General features: G+C 45.2%; 15 protein-coding genes and 2 pseudogenes. 12 read left to right on the top strand and 5 right to left on the bottom strand.

Going from position 1 to position 18,470, the window contains the following annotated elements:
• Window positions 1-172: 172 nt before the first annotated feature.
• Together motB and motA are read right to left on the bottom strand one after the other, a co-directional pair.
• The gene (gene motB, locus IEW11_RS23685; RefSeq protein WP_188533564.1) at window positions 173-988 is read right to left on the bottom strand and encodes a flagellar motor protein MotB; all 816 of its coding nucleotides are present in this window, start codon (window positions 986-988) and stop codon (window positions 173-175) included.
• Window positions 972-1,772 carry a flagellar motor stator protein MotA gene (gene motA / locus IEW11_RS23680; protein ID WP_188533563.1) on the bottom strand — a complete coding sequence of 267 codons (801 nt, stop codon included), beginning with the start codon at window positions 1,770-1,772 and terminating at the stop codon, window positions 972-974. The genes motB and motA overlap by 17 nt, the downstream gene beginning before the upstream one ends.
• A gap of 214 nt (window positions 1,773-1,986) precedes the next feature.
• Between motA and IEW11_RS23675 the strand changes: the two genes are divergently transcribed.
• Window positions 1,987-2,280 (top strand): hypothetical protein, encoded by a 294-nt coding sequence (locus IEW11_RS23675; RefSeq protein WP_188533562.1) that lies wholly within the window; start codon window positions 1,987-1,989, stop codon window positions 2,278-2,280.
• Window positions 2,281-2,420: 140 nt separating this feature from the next.
• Window positions 2,421-3,659: an EAL domain-containing protein gene (locus IEW11_RS23670; RefSeq protein ID WP_188533561.1), complete on the top strand. Its 1,239-nt coding sequence runs from the start codon at window positions 2,421-2,423 to the stop codon at window positions 3,657-3,659.
• Between the two features lie 52 nt (window positions 3,660-3,711).
• On the opposite strand, the gene IEW11_RS23665 is transcribed toward IEW11_RS23670, so the two are convergent.
• On the bottom strand, window positions 3,712-4,176 hold the full coding sequence (locus IEW11_RS23665; RefSeq protein ID WP_229725634.1) for a GNAT family N-acetyltransferase: 465 nt from the start codon (window positions 4,174-4,176) through the stop codon (window positions 3,712-3,714).
• Window positions 4,177-4,380: 204 nt separating this feature from the next.
• Between IEW11_RS23665 and IEW11_RS23660 the strand changes: the two genes are divergently transcribed.
• The 3 genes from IEW11_RS23660 to IEW11_RS23650 all read left to right on the top strand — a co-directional run bounded on the left by IEW11_RS23660 (window position 4,381) and on the right by IEW11_RS23650 (window position 10,713).
• Window positions 4,381-5,604 (top strand): MFS transporter, encoded by a 1,224-nt coding sequence (locus IEW11_RS23660; protein ID WP_188533559.1) that lies wholly within the window; start codon window positions 4,381-4,383, stop codon window positions 5,602-5,604.
• Window positions 5,601-6,458, top strand: a complete 858-nt coding sequence (locus IEW11_RS23655; protein WP_188533558.1) for a sulfurtransferase — start codon at window positions 5,601-5,603, stop codon at window positions 6,456-6,458. The genes IEW11_RS23660 and IEW11_RS23655 overlap by 4 nt, the downstream gene beginning before the upstream one ends.
• A 568-nt stretch (window positions 6,459-7,026) precedes the next feature.
• Window positions 7,027-10,713 (top strand): PIN domain-containing protein, encoded by a 3,687-nt coding sequence (locus tag IEW11_RS23650; RefSeq protein ID WP_188533557.1) that lies wholly within the window; start codon window positions 7,027-7,029, stop codon window positions 10,711-10,713.
• A 63-nt stretch (window positions 10,714-10,776) separates the two neighbouring features.
• Here IEW11_RS23650 and IEW11_RS25050 read toward each other — a convergent pair.
• Window positions 10,777-11,050 (bottom strand): annotated as a pseudogene (locus tag IEW11_RS25050) (transposase); the annotation flags it as partial.
• A gap of 213 nt (window positions 11,051-11,263) precedes the next feature.
• Between IEW11_RS25050 and IEW11_RS23640 the strand changes: the two are divergent.
• The 7 genes and pseudogenes from IEW11_RS23640 to IEW11_RS23610 all read left to right on the top strand — a co-directional run bounded on the left by IEW11_RS23640 (window position 11,264) and on the right by IEW11_RS23610 (window position 17,556).
• Complete coding sequence (locus tag IEW11_RS23640; RefSeq protein WP_188533556.1) at window positions 11,264-12,988, top strand: restriction endonuclease; 1,725 nt, start codon at window positions 11,264-11,266, stop codon at window positions 12,986-12,988.
• A gap of 368 nt (window positions 12,989-13,356) precedes the next feature.
• A complete protein-coding gene (locus IEW11_RS23635) occupies window positions 13,357-13,884 on the top strand; it encodes a GNAT family N-acetyltransferase (protein ID WP_188533555.1) in 528 nt (175 codons plus the stop codon).
• 21 nt (window positions 13,885-13,905) lie between these two features.
• On the top strand, window positions 13,906-14,823 hold the full coding sequence (locus tag IEW11_RS23630; protein WP_188533554.1) for a hypothetical protein: 918 nt from the start codon (window positions 13,906-13,908) through the stop codon (window positions 14,821-14,823).
• 113 nt (window positions 14,824-14,936) lie between these two features.
• Window positions 14,937-15,209 (top strand): annotated as a pseudogene (locus tag IEW11_RS23625) (GH32 C-terminal domain-containing protein); the annotation flags it as partial.
• 142 nt (window positions 15,210-15,351) lie between these two features.
• Window positions 15,352-15,696 carry an ArsR/SmtB family transcription factor gene (locus IEW11_RS23620; protein ID WP_188533553.1) on the top strand — a complete coding sequence of 115 codons (345 nt, stop codon included), beginning with the start codon at window positions 15,352-15,354 and terminating at the stop codon, window positions 15,694-15,696.
• A gap of 33 nt (window positions 15,697-15,729) precedes the next feature.
• Window positions 15,730-16,251 (top strand): SRPBCC family protein, encoded by a 522-nt coding sequence (locus IEW11_RS23615; protein WP_188533552.1) that lies wholly within the window; start codon window positions 15,730-15,732, stop codon window positions 16,249-16,251.
• Window positions 16,252-16,752: 501 nt separating this feature from the next.
• Window positions 16,753-17,556, top strand: coding sequence for an ankyrin repeat domain-containing protein (locus IEW11_RS23610; protein ID WP_188533551.1), 804 nt, complete (start codon window positions 16,753-16,755; stop codon window positions 17,554-17,556).
• 131 nt (window positions 17,557-17,687) lie between these two features.
• On the opposite strand, the gene IEW11_RS23605 is transcribed toward IEW11_RS23610, so the two are convergent.
• Window positions 17,688-18,452: an exodeoxyribonuclease III gene (locus IEW11_RS23605; protein WP_188533550.1), complete on the bottom strand. Its 765-nt coding sequence runs from the start codon at window positions 18,450-18,452 to the stop codon at window positions 17,688-17,690.
• Between the last annotated feature and the right edge of the window lie 18 nt (window positions 18,453-18,470).

The raw sequence follows: 18,470 nt of genomic DNA, 5'->3' as shown, positions 1-18,470 counted from the left end.
CTCTCTCAATGTATTTGAGGGACGGTACCTTCTTTGTTTAAAGGACTTTTTCAGTGGCCTCCATCCTGACAGGCGGGCTTTTTGCTGCATCAAAAAACGCCCCGGACAGCCTTGTGAAGCGCTCCGGGACGTTTAGCTTGGTCAATTATGGCGTACACTGAATAGCAATTGATTAATCAGAGGGGACAGAGAGTTCTTCAACTTTCTCCATGTCAATATATTTACGAATAATCTGAACCTCGACGCGGCGGTTTTCTGCCCGACCGGCATTGGTAGCGTTCGAAGCGACCGGTTGGTACTCGCCATACGCTACCGCGCTGAACCGTGTACGGTCAAGCTCCGGATTAAGGAGCAGGATATTCATGAAGTGGATCGCCCGTTTGGAGCTGAGCTCCCAGTTCGATTCAAACTCTGCCGTAGAAATCGGCTCATTATCCGTGTGGCCGGCGACGATGATCTTGTAATCCGGATACTGCTGCAGCATATCGGCAATCGCTACGGCCAGCCTGCGCGATTCCGGCTTCACAGTTGCGCTGCCCGATGCGAATAGCGTCGTATCACTAATGGTGATCATCAGCTGCGAATGGTTGAGCCTCGTATCAAGCTGTGAGGTGAATCCATTTTTTTGAATGTATTCATCGAGCTGCTTTTTGAGCTTCTCCAGATCTTCTTGTTCCTGCTGCATGAGCGCTTGGCGGCTTAACTGTTCTTGGTCCTGATTGGCTTCACCGCTTTTTTTATCATCTTCCCTGTTATCCTTTTGCGTTCCGGTGGTTATAACCGATGTATTCTCAAGTACGCCCGCGCCGGTGTTAAAGGCGACGCTGAATGCTTTGCTCATTTCTTCGAATTTAGCGGCATCGACCGAGCTCATCGCATAGAGTACAATAAATAATGCGAGCAGCAAAGTTAATAAGTCGGCGTAGGGAATGAGCCAGGATTCGTCGATATGTTCTTCATGGTCGTTGTGCTTATGCTTTTTGCTCAACCGCCTCACCTTCCTTCTCACTCATCTTGAGGCGTTCGGTTGGTGTCAAGAAGACCGACAGCTTCTGGCTGATTGCGATCGTGGAGACGCCGGATTGGATAGACAGGAGACCTTCCACCATCATGACGCGGATCTCCATTTCACGTTTTGACAGACGTTTTAATTTGTTGGCAATCGGATGCCAGAGCACATAACCGGTAAATATCCCGAGCAACGTGGCTACGAATGCAGCCGCAATCGCTTGTGCCAGTTTATCCATATCGCTCATATCCGCAAGTGCCGCGATCAGACCGATAACGGCTCCTAGAACCCCCAGTGTCGGAGCATAAGTACCCGCTTGGGTGAAGATTAGGGCGCCCGCCTTGTGACGTTCTTCTGTCGCAGCAATGTCTTCCAGCAATACGTCGCGGACAAAATCCTGATCATTGCCATCAATAATCATACGCATCCCATTGCGCAGGAAGGGATCTTGGATTTCATCGACCTTTGCTTCGAGTGCCAGCAAGCCTTCACGGCGGGTAATTGTCGCCCAATCCATGAACAAACGGATCAGCTCATCGCGGGAAACAAGATTTTGGCTGATGAAGGTCATTTTGATGAGTTTGGGAAACTTCATTATTTCCGACATGGGAAAACCGATGAACAGGGAAGCTGCCGTACCGACAAGAATGATAACAAATGCAGCTGGATTAATGAGATTGGATAGCGGCGCATGCTTGAGAAACATTCCAAGCAGAACAGCGACGAGTCCGAGTACAACGCCAATAATTGTTGATTTTTCCATGTGACACCCCGTCTTAAAATTAGGTTTGAGCATAAAGCGAGAAAAATTTGCAATATCATTGCTCATTCGACAACTCTATTCTATATATATCGTCAGAATTAAGGATTAGATTAGAGATAAACGAGTTCTTTTATTACCGAATTGTGGCAGAATAAACTATAATGACGTTGATAAGGCTGTTAGGATTAAACATGTTAGAAAGGTGGTTTATGATATGGGCGTCAAACACGGTCGGGAGTACCATGATATTTTAGCGGACTTGACTGAAGCAGTCGGTGGAATCAGCAACAGCTATGAGTTTTTTGAAATGACGGAGGAAGAATGGACGGAGCTGGAGGATAAAGAGCGCCATGAAGTGCTTGAAGCTTTGGCTGATGACGTGTTCTATGGCTTGGGGGAAGCGCCGGTAATTCATGTCGGACACGGCTCGGTCACCTACCATTCCAAGTTCCATATTATTGAGGTGTCAGTGGACGGCAAAGAGCTGCGGATCGTCAGATTGACATAAAATGCGGCGATAACGTGAAAAGTTTGCGAAATACTAACAATAATTTACAATAACCTTTACTTTCACTATTGACTCCCTTACAATCGGTACATATCTAATGTTATGTATTCTGACATGCATACTGCATGAGGGAGACCGTCATGTATAATCATACGAACTTAAATGCAATACCTGCCATGCCGGAAGTAGAGCGGGTTGCGGCTTGTTATCAACCGATTGTGGCGCTGGATACAAGGCGGATTGTCGGGTATGAGGTGCTGGGCAGAGAGCGGATCGGAGAAAATTACCAGACGCTTGGCCCTTTTTTTGCCGATTCAAGGGTGGATGTTAACGATCAGCTGCGCATTGACCGCTTAGTTCGGGAGGATGCACTCGCTAAGCTTGCTCAGACGCCGGAACCGACGAAGCTGTTTATTAATCTTAGGCCTTCCTGGATGTATAAGATGTACCATGAAACCGGAGAACTGCTTACATTGCGGCTGCTGGACAAATATCGGATCGATCCGACCCGTATCGTTGTTGAAGTAACGGAGGAGGCCTTCCGTGGATCGATGAAGGCGCTGCGGGAGGTGATCGACGTCTACCGTAAGTACGGCTGCCAGATTGCCATTGACGATGTGGGGTCGGGCTTCAGCAATGCGGACCGAATCGCCCAGATTGGGCCAAGCCTGCTTAAGGTTGATATTCATCTGATGAAAAAAAGTGCCGTCCATGCCGGTTATCTCGGTGTGTTGCGGTCCTTTTCAACGTTAGCCGAGCAGATCGGCGCTTCTCTTCTTATTGAAGGCATTGAAACCAAACAGGAGCTGCAGCGGGCAATCGAAATCGGGGCGAGATATGTGCAAGGGTTCTTGTTCTCCCGGGCTGAGCCGGATTTTCGGGTATCAGGGGATTTCTCCGATCTGATCGAGGAGGAGCTGGAAGAACATCGAAACAAGCTTGTATCGGCCCAGCAGTATTGGCGCGGGCAGGCGAACCGCCTAGTGAGGCTTGTATCCGGTATGCCGGGTATGCCTTTTCAATCCCCGCAAGCTGCCGACGAATATATTGAACAAATGCTTCCCGGACTGCGGGATAACTGCGTTCGGGTTTATTTGTGCCGGGATAATGGGATCCAGATATCTTCAAACTTTTTTAGAGCCGATAAAGGAGTATGGAGCAAGCAGACAGATTACCGGGGTGCGAACTGGAGCTGGAGACCGTATTTCATTTCAAATTTGCTCATTCTGGAGGGGCGGTCTGAAGCGATCGTATCCTGCACTTATACCGATCTGGATACGCAGCGGCGAATGCGGACCTTAACGGCGCATATCGGAGAAGGCTGTGTATTGTTTATCGATATGATCGATACAGAAGATGCGCAAATGGCGATAATATAATGGGCTGGGCCAAGAAAACACGCCGCGGGGGCGTGTTTTTGATTGTTTACGGTCAAGACGGGATGACCGGAGCTTTGAGTACCATGCAGTGGAACTCGGCAGGGCCGTGTAAGGAGTTTCGCTGATAGGTGTCAGTGATCTGAAAACCGGCTTTCTCATAGGTATGGATTGCCCTCGTATTCCATGTCAGCACTTCCAGATCAATCTCGTCAAAAGGTGCGCGGCGCTGTGCCTCCTCGGCGATTACACGTACGAAAGGGACGCCCAGTCCTGTGCCGCATAGGCTCGGACGAAGCCCAAGTCCAAGACGGGTAACGCCGAGCAGCGGGAAAAATTGCGCAAAGCCGATCAAATCTCCTGTCGTGTCAATAATGGAGGCAAATTGACGCTCCCTTAGCTCGGGGTCGCCAAAATCCGTTTGATTCAGGCTCATTTGCTCCCAGCTTGGCCAATTGAACAAATCGTAAGGAGGCGGGTAGTTCCATGTGCATATGGTTTGCGCATGCAAGGCCGACATCGGCACAACGGCAAGCTCCACTGGAATGGCTGGAGGAGCAGGGCAGATGGCGGGGTTGGATTTATTGTGAAGCCGGGATGTTTGCTGCGGCATGGGTGGCCTCCCCTAAGATGATGAAATCATTATACCAAATTACATGGAACATGATATGATGATTTAGGGCAATTACATAATATATAAGAAGTGGATGATGAAGGTGTTTTTATGCGAAAAATGATTTGGCTTGCCTGCTTGTCCTATTTAGTGATTGGCATGGCACATGTTGTATCGGGTGCCATATTAGAACCTTTAATGGCTCATTACGGTCTTAATTACCGTGATGGCGGGCAGTTTATTATGAACCAGTTCTTGGGATTTTTAGGCGGTGTGCTTATCTCTCCCTGGGTGACACGGTACATCGGCAAGCGGAATGCGCTGCTGCTTGCGCTGGGCAGCTTAACCGCTGCAGAGGCGGCATACAGCCTGCTCCTGCCTTGGGAGTGGATGCTGGCGATCGCACCGATCGCAGGCTTCGGCTTTGGAATGACGGAGGCGGTGATTGGAGCCATGGTCATTGAGTATGCGGAAGAGAAGAAAGCGTCGGCGATGAGCAGGATAGAAGTGTTTTTTGGCCTTGGCGCACTTATTATGCCGATCGTCGGCGCGCTGTTAATTCGTAACGACATATGGCAGATGGCCTTTCCGGTCATTACCGCGATGGCGGGATTGACGACCTTATTGTGGCTTACATTGTCTTTTGGCAAGGTGGACGATCTGATCGCTTATCAACCGAGGACGGCGCAGGTCAGCCAGCCTGTCAGAGCCAGGTATAACCTTGCCGCAATGCCATTTCTCATTCTTGGCATCACTTTTTTTCTTTTCTATGTCGGAATGGAAATGAGTTTCTCCAATTACCTGCCTTCCATTATGATTCAGCGGGTGGGCATGGATGAAGCGACAGCGGCCACCACGATCAGTTTATTCTGGGGTATGGTGGTGATCGGCCGTATTTTTGCCGGACGGGTGGCAGAGCGGACCGGTTATGGCCGTTTTCTTCTTGGCTGCGTGGTGGCAGGTATGGTTTTACTGATCTTGATCAGTTTTACCAGTCACGCAGGCTGGAGCTTATTTTTTATCGGACTCAGCGGATTGTCGTTTGCAGGCGTGTTCGCGATTGCGCTGGTGTACGTGAACCAACTGCTGCCAGGCATGACAGAGCGGACAACCAGCCTGCTTGTCGCGTTTGGCGGCATGGGCGGCGCGCTGTTCCCGAGGTTGACCGGGTGGTTAATGGACGAGTATGATGCAAGCTGGACGCTTGGCATGATCGCGGGGATGAGTATACTGATGGTTGTTCTTGTTCTGGCGATGATGGTGATCGGGAAGCAATTATCGCATTCTCAATCGGGAATGCAACTACAAAGTAAAGGACCGGAGGTTATCGAATGAAGGGGCTCGTATCAGCGGCATGGTTAAAGGACAATTTGGCATCTTCCCGGGTTGTGATCGTGGATTGCCGTTTTCTATTGAATGATCCCGATGCAGGGGAACAGGCTTACCGGGAGGGGCATATCCCGGGGGCTTACTATTTGGATTTGGAGCGCGACCTGTCAGCGCCGAAACAGCCGGATGTGCGCGGCGGGCGGCACCCGCTGCCGGATGTGGATTTAATTGCAACCGTATTCTCCCGAATCGGCATTATATCTGGTGATCATGTTGTTGCTTACGATGACCAAGGCGGTGCCATGGCCGCGCGCTTATGGTGGCTCCTGCGTTGGACGGGACATGATGGTGAGATATCTATTCTGGATAGAGGGTTTGCCGGCTGGAAGGAAGCGGGTTATCCTGTGAGTTCCGAGATCCCATCGCCTAGCGCGACAGCGGATCCATATGTGCCCCGCATTCAAGACGGGATGGTGGTCACACAGGCCGAAGTGCGGCAGCGGCTGCATCGCCCCGGATCCGTACTGGTCGATTCGCGTGAAGCGCCGCGGTACCGCGGTGAATCGGAGCCGATCGATCCGGTGGCAGGACATATTCCTGGCGCGGTTAACCGATTCTGGAAGGATGGCCTTACGGAACAAGGAAGATACAAGAGCGCAGAGCAGCAGCGTGAGCGGTTTGCCGATCTATCGCCGGATGACGAGATCATCGTCTATTGCGGCTCCGGCGTGACCGCCTGCCCGAACGTGCTTGCGCTCGAAGCGGCAGGCTTCCGTAACGTGAAGCTGTATGCAGGCAGCTGGAGCGATTGGATTAGCTATGAGGGGAATCCCATTAAGACCGGGGACGAAGAGAACTGAAAATTGACGAATACACCACCAGGTTGCCTAACGGCTCTGGCGGTGTATTTTTAATGCTCGAAGTCAACGAGGAGTCAACAATAGGTACCTGAAAGTACTCACAGAACGGGTCAAACCAGAGCACGCTTGTATACCTCGTAATGCCCTGTTCAAACAGACAAAGGGCCGGACGCCCTCCATAGCGCGTGCTGATTCCTGATTGTCACATGCGGTCAACAATTCAAAAGAATAAAGGAGTCAACACTTGCCCCACGAAGACATTCAATTATTTTTATGAGTCGAAGTTGACATGGAAGGATTTGTCGATTCAACGAGGAATCAAACAAACTAGAGGTAACGAATGTCTGGGATCGGAGGGGAGTCAGTGGTGTTTACTAAATGATTTGAACTTAACGATTTCATGTAGAACTGTGCCTACCAGATAATTAGGCCTTATTTGAAAACAGACCGTATGAACTTTGACGGTTAAAGTCTTATTTGCAGAGGATAAAGCGAGGGTTTTTTCCGTATGAACGTGTGAGCTTCATACTCATCAAGTAAGTAACGTTATGAGAAAAGGCGGGCTAAAATGGGAGAAGTTCTAAGTAGTGTAGCAAGTGGTTTTTTAATAAACTGGATCACCAACTTAGCATGGGATAAAAAATTAAAACGCGATGATAGAAAAACAATAGAAGCAATAGGTTTAAGGATTAGTGACTTTAATAAAAGGTTTGATAATACAGAGCTGGACACTTTTGCGTTTCAAAAGTTCATTGAGCGATCAGAAATAGTTTCTCTGATTTATTCTAGGGTTTTTGAAACGCACAAGGTTAACTTGGAACCGATAGATCAATTTGCGATTAAGATGGCTCAAGAGGCTATTGAGAACGTGAACCAGCATTATCAAAGAATCAAAAGAAATAAAATTCAAAATGAAGGTATTTTCTATGAGTACTTTACCGAGTTAGTTGATCTTTTAGTACATATAAGAGGTAATTTATTGTCTCTTGAATCTTCTGTACAAACTTCCATCATCGTTGACGAGATTCAGGAGTCTAGAGAGATGCTCAAAGAAGTCATGATTGAACAAGTTGAAAAACTTCGAGAAGATAATATTTTTGCAGATGAAAAGATACAACAAATCAAAAGCATGATTGATCTTTGCCAGCTAGATGAAGCAGATAAAGAGTTATCTTCGGTATTAGAGTCGCAGCATTTATTGAGTAAACTTCAAAGAGAGGAAGTTTATTATCAAAAAGCTCGGATTTTTATTGTTACTCATAGTTATGAAAAGCTCTCAAGTATCAAGGAGAAAATTGCGAGGATAAACGGCGACTCCAAATTTCTGACTGAAATCGATTACCATATTGCTTGTAATTCTCAAGAAAAAAATCTTTTCAATGAAGTATTATCACGTTTTAGAGACTTCAGATATTCAAGGGAGCAGTTGTTGCTAAAAGAAGCGTATTTCGAGATTGCGGCTGGGAATTTTGACAAAGCTGACGAATTATTAAGTGCAGATGGTCACTTAAAAATAGAACTATTAGAGCATCATATCGCTTATTTTTATTTTGGACATGTTTTGTTAAGAAATAATGACTTCCAGGGCGCATTTAACGCATTTTCGAAGTCTTGGGATATGTATAAAAACATATTCTACAAATACAATGCTCTCGTTGCTATGTACTACATGACAATGAGTGATAAGGAAAATCAGTTAATAAGAACGAAAGAATTTATTGGGGATACAGAGAGATTAGTTTCTGAGCTGCTGGGAGTATCATATATTACTGATTTTTTCAAAGAACAAAATCAGGTGGGTTTTTGGGAGGTAGTTACTGAACTATCATTATTAGTTGATCCGAAAACGGCACTTTCCAATATCGAAAATATTAAAGACTCACTACGGCAAAATAAAGGAATTCAGAGTTTGTTTGCTCGTGTTTATTATTGCAATGATATGTACGAACCGGCAAAAGCAATTTTATTAGAATTATGGAATCTTAATACTTTGAATACAGTCCAACTTTTCCATATCTTCGATATCGAAAAAGACTGGAAATCAATAATTCAACGAACGGATGTAACCGCTTCTGAAAACTACACTGCTCATCCAACAATCGAGGTATTGATATTAAAAGCTAAATATAAAACGTGTGGATATACCAGTGTTCAGGAGGAAATCATTACTTTAGCTGAAAAATTCTCAGACGCTGTATTCCTTTTGAAAGAGCTTGTACATATTATGCTTGAGAATAATGATAGCGAAAAATTTGAAGCTCTAATGGAAATCATTAGACGATCCAAATCATCATTAGATGACGCTGATCTAAACTATCTAGCTGAAGTCCTTTTAGACTTTCATAAAGGGGAAGAAGTTAGAGAGTTGTTGAGCAATAGAATAGGATACCATGAGGGGCTATTATCTAAATATTTTGCTTCTTTCGGTCATTTTGAAGAGTTTTCTCATGAAACCTCGTCGGCTTATGAGCAAATAAAGGATTTATATAACAAGAGCGTAAGATTTAGAACACTTTTGAAATATAAAATTGATATTGAAATGCTTATTCCTAATTGGCGAAAAGCGATCCAAACGTTAGAAGAATACAAAATGACATTTGGTTTGGACGATTATTCCGCATACAATACCGTAATATCAAAAATGCAAAGACAGGATTATGACGGTATAGAAGATGAAATAGGCTATTTACTAAATACATCGAATGCCTCCTTTCATTTCCTTGTTTCATCATTAAGGGCTAGACAAGAAAAGTGGGGAGAAGCACAGACGATTGCTTTAGAGACACTTTATAAATCATTTGAACGGATTAATAAGGAGACGCTGGCCGGCTATATTTCTCTTCACTTCTCGAATATTGATAAAGAAAAACCAGATGTCAATTTTGATCACGCAGTAATTAATTCAGTTGTATTTTTGAAGAAAGATAACAATATTCGCAAAATTGCTATACACCAAAATAAACAACTACTAAAAGAATCCGGTGAAATTAAGTTTGAATGCGAAAATTATTTTCACGACGATCCAGTTAGTCTTCTCTTGTTATCCGAAGGTAAATTGACAGAAGAAGTTGAGTTGTTAGATGGCAAATATGAAGTGGTTGAAGTTTTAAGCATATACGTCTACTTCTTTAGATACTGCTTAGAGAAGCTACAAGGAGAGTATCCAGAGCATGATTATTTTATTACCCATAGTGGGTCTACACCGGAAGAGTTAATAGATCAAATGAAGAAAACCATGGGAGTGATAAATGAAGGGAAACACAAACAGCTAGAAATGTATAATTTTGGAGTAGAAATTGGGATGCCAATTTCTTATTTGTCTGGTACCAGTATAGAAAGTTATGCTGAAATGATAATCTCAATACTAAATCACAAAGACCAACATTTATACGCTGGGGAGGTATCGTTACATAATGATGCCGAGTATATTTTTTCATTTAGTTCTTTGATTTTGCTTGCTTACCTTGGCTTGTTAAATAAGCTAGAAGCAGTATCAGGTAAGTGTTATCTCTCTCCAGAGGTTATTAAATCCATCGAGATTGGAATGAAAGAATCACAAAAGCATACAAAAATAAGTACTGGTGTTATTGTACTTGATGATGAAAATCAATTAACAGGCTACTCCTATACAGACGAAGATAAGAAAGCAAGACGACGATTGTGGACATCACTTCGCCTTGCTGTGTCCAAGCTAACTGTTGAAGCAGTTACTATTGATGATGTTAATTTATATGATCCTATCAGCAAATTCAGTTTAGATGTTGATATTGAAACTATTGAATTAAGTAAGAAGACAAATAGGATACTGGTTTGTGATGATTTGTTTATTCGAAAGATACAACACACTGTTACGAATAGTACTAATACAACAAATATTATGGGGTTTCTAATCTCAGAAAGTTTGGTTACTTACGAAGAACTATTGGATCTCTTGCTGAGACTTCTCCATTTGAAATACCTATATCCATTAAACAGTGATGTGCTGTTACAGTACTCAGTTTATATTAATTCATTGTCGGATGAAGATATGAAAAAAAGTTATTTTGAGAAACTAAAAGAGATATACAAGTATATTCTTAACGATAAATCAGCTCATTTTTATGGTACCATTCATGAAGAATTTGTCCGTACGGCAATTAGTATAGGCTTGAATGCAAGTTGGGTGTATGAGTTATTGAGAGAACCTCTAAATCTTAAACCTCTATATAAGTTGGTTAGCGAATCATTACAAGAGATGTTGGAACCAGAACAATAAAATATAAACACCACTCCTCTCTGGTCATAACCCCGTCAAGTAGACACGACTAAAAAGACATCTTTATGCTGCGGCCGTTTCCCGGTACTCCACTGGGGAACGGTCGTTTAGCTTTTGCTGAAAGCGTTCATTGTTGTAGAACAAGACATACTCGTGGATCGCCTGCTCCACATCAGGTATCGTTTGCAGATGGCTAAGATAAATCTTCTCGGTTTTTAAATGCTAAAAAGAACGATTCAATACAGGCATTGTCAAAACAGTTACCGCGTCTCGAGTGGCTGCCTTGGATGCCAAGCTTTGAGAGTATGCGGTTAAACGGCTTCGATGTGTACTGAAATCTAGGAAGGGCGCTCTTGGGCTTGGTATACTTCAAGGATCGTGTATGAGGGATGGGAGAAGTATTCCGAGTCGCGTACCTGACTAGCAAATAGTAAGGAGACGACGAATCTCAAATTGGATTCGTCGTTTTGTTTTGACAAAATTCTATGAAATACGAGCTCGGAACGATATAATTGAGACATATTTCCAAAATTAATATCGGGGTGTTAATATGAGTTATAAGCATCTAAATGTAAGCACAGCTGAAGCACACTGGAACGCGACAGGAACACGTATATTAAAATATTCACTTGAGATGTATCATGAGGGACTTAAAGAGCATAAAATAATATCTGCTCCAGAATTAGATATTCTTCAAAACAAAGTGAATTTACAAGCTCAGAAATGGATGGAAAAGTGGGATGTTATTGAAACAAAACAAAGAAAATACGCACAAATGGAAGCAAGTATAAGCGAAGCGCAAATGAGGACTGCCGAAGCGGAGACTGCGGTTAGGGCAATTGAAAACTTACTATTGCACACTTTATCTGTTGATGACTCAGTAAATTGGGACAGTCTGAAAAAGAAAGATAATTTTTCGGAGGACTGTCCGGTTAAACCACAGCCGAAACCAAAGAAATCATACCCAGAACAACCCGAAAAAGAAGTGCCTGTCTTTAGTTTAATGGAGAGAATCTTCAAGTCGAAAAAAGAGAGGAAAATAAAACAATATAACGATCTCTTTGCTGTTTCTATCCTAAGCTGGGAGAAAGTAAAATCCGAAATAGATATCTATAATCAATCAATTGAACAAGAACATCAATTGGAATTACAGAAGTGGAACGAAAGAGTTGAGGAGTGGACTAGAAGTAAAAATGAATTTTTGAAATTACAGGAAGAATTCAATGTGAAAATTGATCATTTAAAAGAATCCTACTATAATCTCAATTCTGATTCAATATTGGAATACTGTGATATGGTATTAAATAATTCAGATTATCCAGACACTTTTCCAAAGAATTATGAGTTGGAATACATACCTGAGAGCAAAATATTAATTATTGAATATGAACTGCCCTCAATTGATTCAATGCCAACAATTAAAGAGGTAAAATATATTGCATCTAAGAAAGAATTGAAAGAAACGTATTATCCTGAATCATATACACAAAAGTTGTTTGACGAGACTTTGTATAAGATTACGCTTAGAACAATTCACGAAATATTTGAAGCTGATGCGGCAAATGCAATTGATGCTGTCTCATTTAATGGCTGGGTTGAAGCAATAAACAAAGCAACAGGTAAGCTTGAGAATAATTGTATCCTTACGATTCAAATTAAGAAAATTGATTTCATAAAAGTTGATTTGGCTAATGTCGATCCGAAAATTTGCTTTAGAAAATTTAAAGGGGTTGCAAGTAGTAAATTAAGCACATTAACACCCATTCAGCCTTTACTTCAGATAAGTAAGCAAGACAAACGATTTATAGAAGGCTATGAGGTAGCAAATCAAATCGATTCCACAACAAACCTTGCAGCAATGAATTGGGAGGACTTTGAGCATCTAATTAGACAGCTATTTGAAAAAGAGTTTTTATCAAATGGCGGAGAAGTAAGAGTAACACAAGCGAGCAGAGATGGAGGAGTAGATGTTGTTGCATTTGATCCGGATCCAATTCGTGGCGGGAAAATTATTATACAAGCCAAACGATACACAAATACAGTAAGTGTTTCAGCTGTTAGAGATTTATACGGTACGGTTGTAAACGAGGGCGCAACAAAGGGGATTTTAGTATCCACTGCTGATTATGGTCCTGATGCATATGAATTCGCAAAAGGTAAGCCCATAACGCTTTTAAATGGATCGAACCTGTTGCATCTGTTAGAAAAGCACGGGCATCGGGCGAAAATTGATCTGCGAGAAGCTAAAAAGATTATAGCAGAGAATAAAAAATAAAATGTTTTCAGTCAAGGGCAGCATATTCGTAAGCTGGAGCGATTGGGTTAGTTATGCGGGGAACCCAATTGCCGTTGGAGACGAGGAGCCACGGGACGAATAGCAGTTTGTAAGCTATATACAGAGCACGGTGTAAATCGAACCCGATGCTCTGTATTTTTTATGGCCCGAAGTCAACAAGGAATCAACAAGCGGTTTCTGAAATACTTACATGCAGCCCCGAACTGAGCGCACGCTCGTACCGGTCTGTACAGCTTATAAAATCACTCATAGCTTTTCCTTCCGAGTTGATTAAATAGATCGCTACTCATTGTCCATTTTGAAGTATAATAGTTTGTACACTTCTTGAAGAAAAGCGAGGAATGAATATGCCGATCCAATTTCAATTGTACGACATGCTGACAAAGCCCCATATGCTGGACGGTGTGTGGAAATTGCTGTGCCGTTATGACCATGCATTTATCCCGCCGCTTTCCGCGCGCGAGCATTCTTATCAGACTGATCTGACCGTTCGACCAACGGCCAAACAAGAGCCGAAGCAATACTTTGAAACGCTGAAAAGGCAATCTTTTTTGCTGGCGCTGGATCGGGATGAGGTTATCGGGTTCATGTCATTTCGTACGCATTTCGTTTCTGAAGATTTGAATGACGGGATCGAGACAATATACGTGACGACCGTGATCGTTGGTGAAGAGCATCGCGGCCAAGGAATCACGAGGCGTTTTTATGAGGAACTGGCGGAAATCGCAAAGCAAGAAAATCAGCCGATCATGACGAGAACCTGGTCTACGAACGACAGCCATATCCGTGTGCTGAATAAAATCGGGATGCAAGAAATTAAAAGAATCAAAAACGGACGGGGCCCTGAACTCGACACCGTCTACTATCGCAAATAAATAAGGAGAACCAGCATATCTATGGATACGAAACGATCCTTATGGCAAAAGCTACAAGCCTATAAGCTGCATAACAATGTCTATGCCGTTCTGATGTTGGCGGTGAGCGTGCTCGGTTTCATCGTGATTTATGTATCTCCGTTGAAAGCAAGCCCCTTGGTACCGGAGTTGGCTATGGCCTTCGCTACGTCGCTGCTTGCGTCCATCTTCTCGCTCGTGTCCGATATTTTCGTTAAATATAAAAATCATGAGAACGATAAGCTTCTGGAAGGAATCCATGAATTCGGCATCAGCGATCTGCACTTCAATAAGCAATTGCTCCTGGAACACTTGCTGAAAACTTGCGACAGAGAAGTATGGGTATCGGGCTACCGGCTGATCCTGACCAGCAAAATCTCCGCTAGTTTGTCGCAGGCGATCAAGCAAGGCGCAGTCCTAAAAGTATTAGTTTCGCCTCCATGGATGGAAGGTTTTAAATTGGTTTACGGAGAAAACGACCGCGTCATGGATAATTATTGCAAAGTGTTTGGCGCAATCGTGAAGGCATGCATGGAAGCGAATCGTCCTGTCGATCAAGTTTGCGAGGTGCGGTTTACAAGGAAACCTCTGTTCAGCGATACTTACAAGGTAGACATGCATGTCGTGTCGGGGCCGTTCATGCATAATCGAGATGAAGAGAATCAACGAATTACGGCGAACGACTTCTTTACCTATAATTTGATCAAAAAAAGCCGTTTATACAATCTGATCGAGAACGAATATATGACGCTTTGGGACGAAGCAAATAGCGTCCTTTTATGGGACAAATACGTACAGGCCGCCGAGCAAATTCGAACGAACGACCTGCGCGAAAAAGAGAAAATCGAGCTCATGAAAAATGCTTGCCAGCCGTTAGAGGATAATGTGTTCTTGCTCGTTGCCGCGGGCAGGGAGATATGATCTCATATGGTTGGTTCTACGGCCGCGCGGAGGAAGCGGGCTTCCGCATGAATCGAAGGTAAGCGACTTTGTACGCGGCTTGATCAGGTTGACGGTGGCCGCTACGATACCGCCCGGCGTCGGAAGAAGCGTTCTTCGACCGGACAAGTGCCGGAGCAGGACCGAAAGGCGTGAAGTCTTGCAAGGCGGGGACTGCCGATGAGCGGTATCTCACCCACCACGTTTTCCTTGACCGCTCCGCCGTAGAGTTGTACATTAATGATGGGTTAGCGCTCATGACCGTATTCGATTTCCCGGAACGTACGGGCGCAGAAATCCGGTTTTACGTTAAAGACGGCGCCGCGGCCATCGACCGGCCGGACTTTTGGATACTGGCATCGGGTTAACCCGGTGCTTTTTTATTTAGGTTTTAATATCCCTTGACAGGAATATTCTCTATGAAGTATATTTAGGTCAACGAGAAACTGACGACCTTGATAAGGGAGATGAGATCCTAGAGAGAGATCAATCCATGATGAGGTGAACGACATGTCAGGAAAGCATTCCGGCATGGACATGACAACGCTGAGCGCCCTGGCCGAACCGAACCGCATGAATATCGTGGAGCTGCTCCGCGACGGTCCCCTGACCGTTAATGAGATCGCCGAACGGCTGAACATGCGGCAGCCTCAAGCGTCGAAGCACCTGAAGGTGCTGAGCGAGAACGGGATCGTGGAGGTGCAGGCCGAAGCTAACCGCCGGTACTACCGGCTCCGGGCCGAGCCTTTTCAGGCGCTGGACAACTGGGTGAATTCGTTTCGGGGGCTGATGAAAGAACGTTTCGGCAACCTGGACGACTACCTGAAGAAACTGCAGGATGGGGATCAATCCTAAAATCATTCAACATTTCATGGGAGGGTACTGAAAATGTCCAACAACGCAATCGTTTCGAGAGTGGAGAACGACGGCAAGACGCTCGTGCTGGAGCGCGAATTCAACGCGCCGCGCGATCTCGTGTTCAAGGCTTATACGGAAGCGGAGCATCTCAAGCATTGGTGGGGGCCACGCGGTTTCGAAGTGACTCACTGCACCGTCGATTTCCGTCCGGGCGGCGTCTGGCACTATTGCATGAAATGCACCGATCCCAACATGGGCGAGTGGTTCGGCATGGAGTCTTGGGGCAAAGGCATCTACCATGAAATCAACGCGCCGCAGAGCTTCACGTACACCGACTATTTCTCGGATGCAGAGGGCAACGAGAACACCGAGATGCCGGCGACCAAGGTCCGGAACGAGTTCGTCGACCTGGGCAACGGCAAGATGAAGATCGTCAGCTATTCGGAATACGCCACGGCGGAAGCCCTCAAGCAAGTGAAGGATATGGGCATGATGCAGGGCATTACCGAAACGATGGACAATCTCGAAGCGTATCTGAAAAAGATCTCGTAATACGGAACGGCCGCCGGGCTTTGAAAGCCGGCGGCCGTTTTAATTACGTTATTTTGAACTGAAGTACATCTTTGCCGATGCGTGATCTCGCCCGTCAAAGGACCGGGTTGCTTACGGAGAAAATTGATAGCTGGAGCGATTAGATCTCGTATGAGGAGAATCCGATTGCGACAGGCGAAGAATAAGAACCGAGAGGCCGCGTCGGACGCGGGTTTGGGGCTGTGACTGGTTGCTGGTTGGTGACCTGTTGCGGCCCTCTTTGGGCTTTCCTTTCAACAGTTTGCAAACAAGAATTCGGAGAAAGCAGTTGCAGGAACCCCGGAGTCAGCCACAGCCCGGCAGTCGGGACAGCAACCATCTACTAACGAGCAGGACATTATAAACAATCCACGAATACTTCAAGTACGGCAAATTTACGATCAAATTTAAGTCAGTATTTAAACTACCATTTGAGCCATAAGGGATAGAGATGGGACTGATTATATATTGGGAGGTTTGGATATGGAATTTATTTACGAAGATGAAACACTGGCAGTAACCATTGTCAAAGCGATCCATACTGGCGATATTCCATCGTTGAAGCGACTGCTCGTCGAGAATCCAGGTTTGGCAAGGGCAAGAATTATCGAAAGAGACAATAGTAACGAAGGCGATAGCTGTAGGATGTCTCGAACACTGTTGCATGTGGTGACCGACTGGCCCGGTCACTTCCCGAACGGATCGGCTACTGTGGGAGTGTTAGTCGAATTCGGTGCGGAGGTGAACGCTCGTTTCACGGGTTCGAACTCGGAGACACCGCTGCATTGGGCTGCGAGCTCCGATGACATTGAAGTGCTTGACGCGCTTCTTGATGCTGGCGCCGACATCGAAGCACCAGGTGCAGTAATTGCCGGTGGCACACCACTGGACGATGCAGTTGCGTTCGCACAATGGCATGCAGCCCGTAGATTGGTTGAACGCGGAGCGATGAGTGCACTCTGGCATGCGGCTGCGCTTGGGCAGATGGACGTAATAAAAGCCTATTTCGCCGGGAACACGCTTTCTGAGCGATATCCTTGGGGAGCAAATAGCGCTTCTCCTCCGGACAAGGTTACCGTTGCCTTCTGGTGCGCTTGCCACGGAGGACAGCTGCAGTCTGCAGAATATCTCCTCGAAGAAGGTGCCGAACTGAACTGGATATCCGTCTGGGATGGATTAACTCCACTGGACGCAGCGCATCGTAGTTCTGCTACTGATCTTGTTCATTGGCTGCATAGTCAAGGCGCCAAATCTGCCGGCGAATGCGTCCGTATCGTTCCAGGTTGAATCCACGTGATTGACGAGGAACATCGTTCTACTGCGTTCGGTTGGGAAGTGAATCATTTTCTCCCTGCTGACGAAAGTGTAATTCTCAGGGATGTCGATACTTATTTTGCCGCAAAGCTTCATACCGCTCGTTACGCGTTTATCTCCCCAATCTCCAGCATAATCGGGCAGTGATCGCTGCCTGTGACGCCAGAGTCAATGCCGGCATCGATTAACACAGGCTGCAGCCTCGAAGAAACGAGGAAATAGTCAATGCGCCATCCGATGTTACGCTCTCTTACCTTTGGCATAAAGGACCACCAGGTATAGGCATCCGTCCTGTCAGGGTAGAAATGTCTGAAGGTGTCGATAAAGCCGGCGTCCAGCAATAACGTCATTTTTTCCCGTTCTTCCAATGTGAAGCCGGAATTGCCGTTATTGGATTTGGCGTTTTTTAAGTCAATTTCTTGATGGGCAACATTCAAATCGCCGCAAATAATAACAGGCTTAAGACGATCCAGCTGTTGCAGATAACTGCGGAACCGCTCTTCCCACTCCAGTCTGAATTCAAGTCTGGACAGATCCCGTCTCGCATTTGGGGTATAGACATTGACCAGATAGAAGGTGTCAAACTCCAGTGTGATGACCCGGCCCTCAGGTTCCAGATCCTCCTCCAAACCGTACCGGACCGAAAGTGGCTTCATCTTTGTGAAAATAGCGGTTCCGGAATAACCCTTCTTAAGCGCGTAATTCCAGTACTGTGAATATTCCTCCCCAAGCTCCAGACTAATTTGTCCGTCCTGCAGCTTCGATTCCTGTATACAAAATATATCCGCGTCCATCTCTTTGAAGTAATCGTCAAATCCTTTTTTCACACAGGCCCGCAGACCGTTAACATTCCATGAGACCAGCTTCATTATCGTCTATCTCCTTGC

The organism is Paenibacillus abyssi (genome assembly GCF_014640295.1).
GTDB classification, from domain to species: Bacteria; Bacillota; Bacilli; order Paenibacillales; family Paenibacillaceae; genus Paenibacillus_D; species Paenibacillus_D abyssi.
The sequence above is the reverse complement of the archived record's forward strand: the minus strand, read 5'-3'. Positions and strand labels throughout refer to the sequence as shown.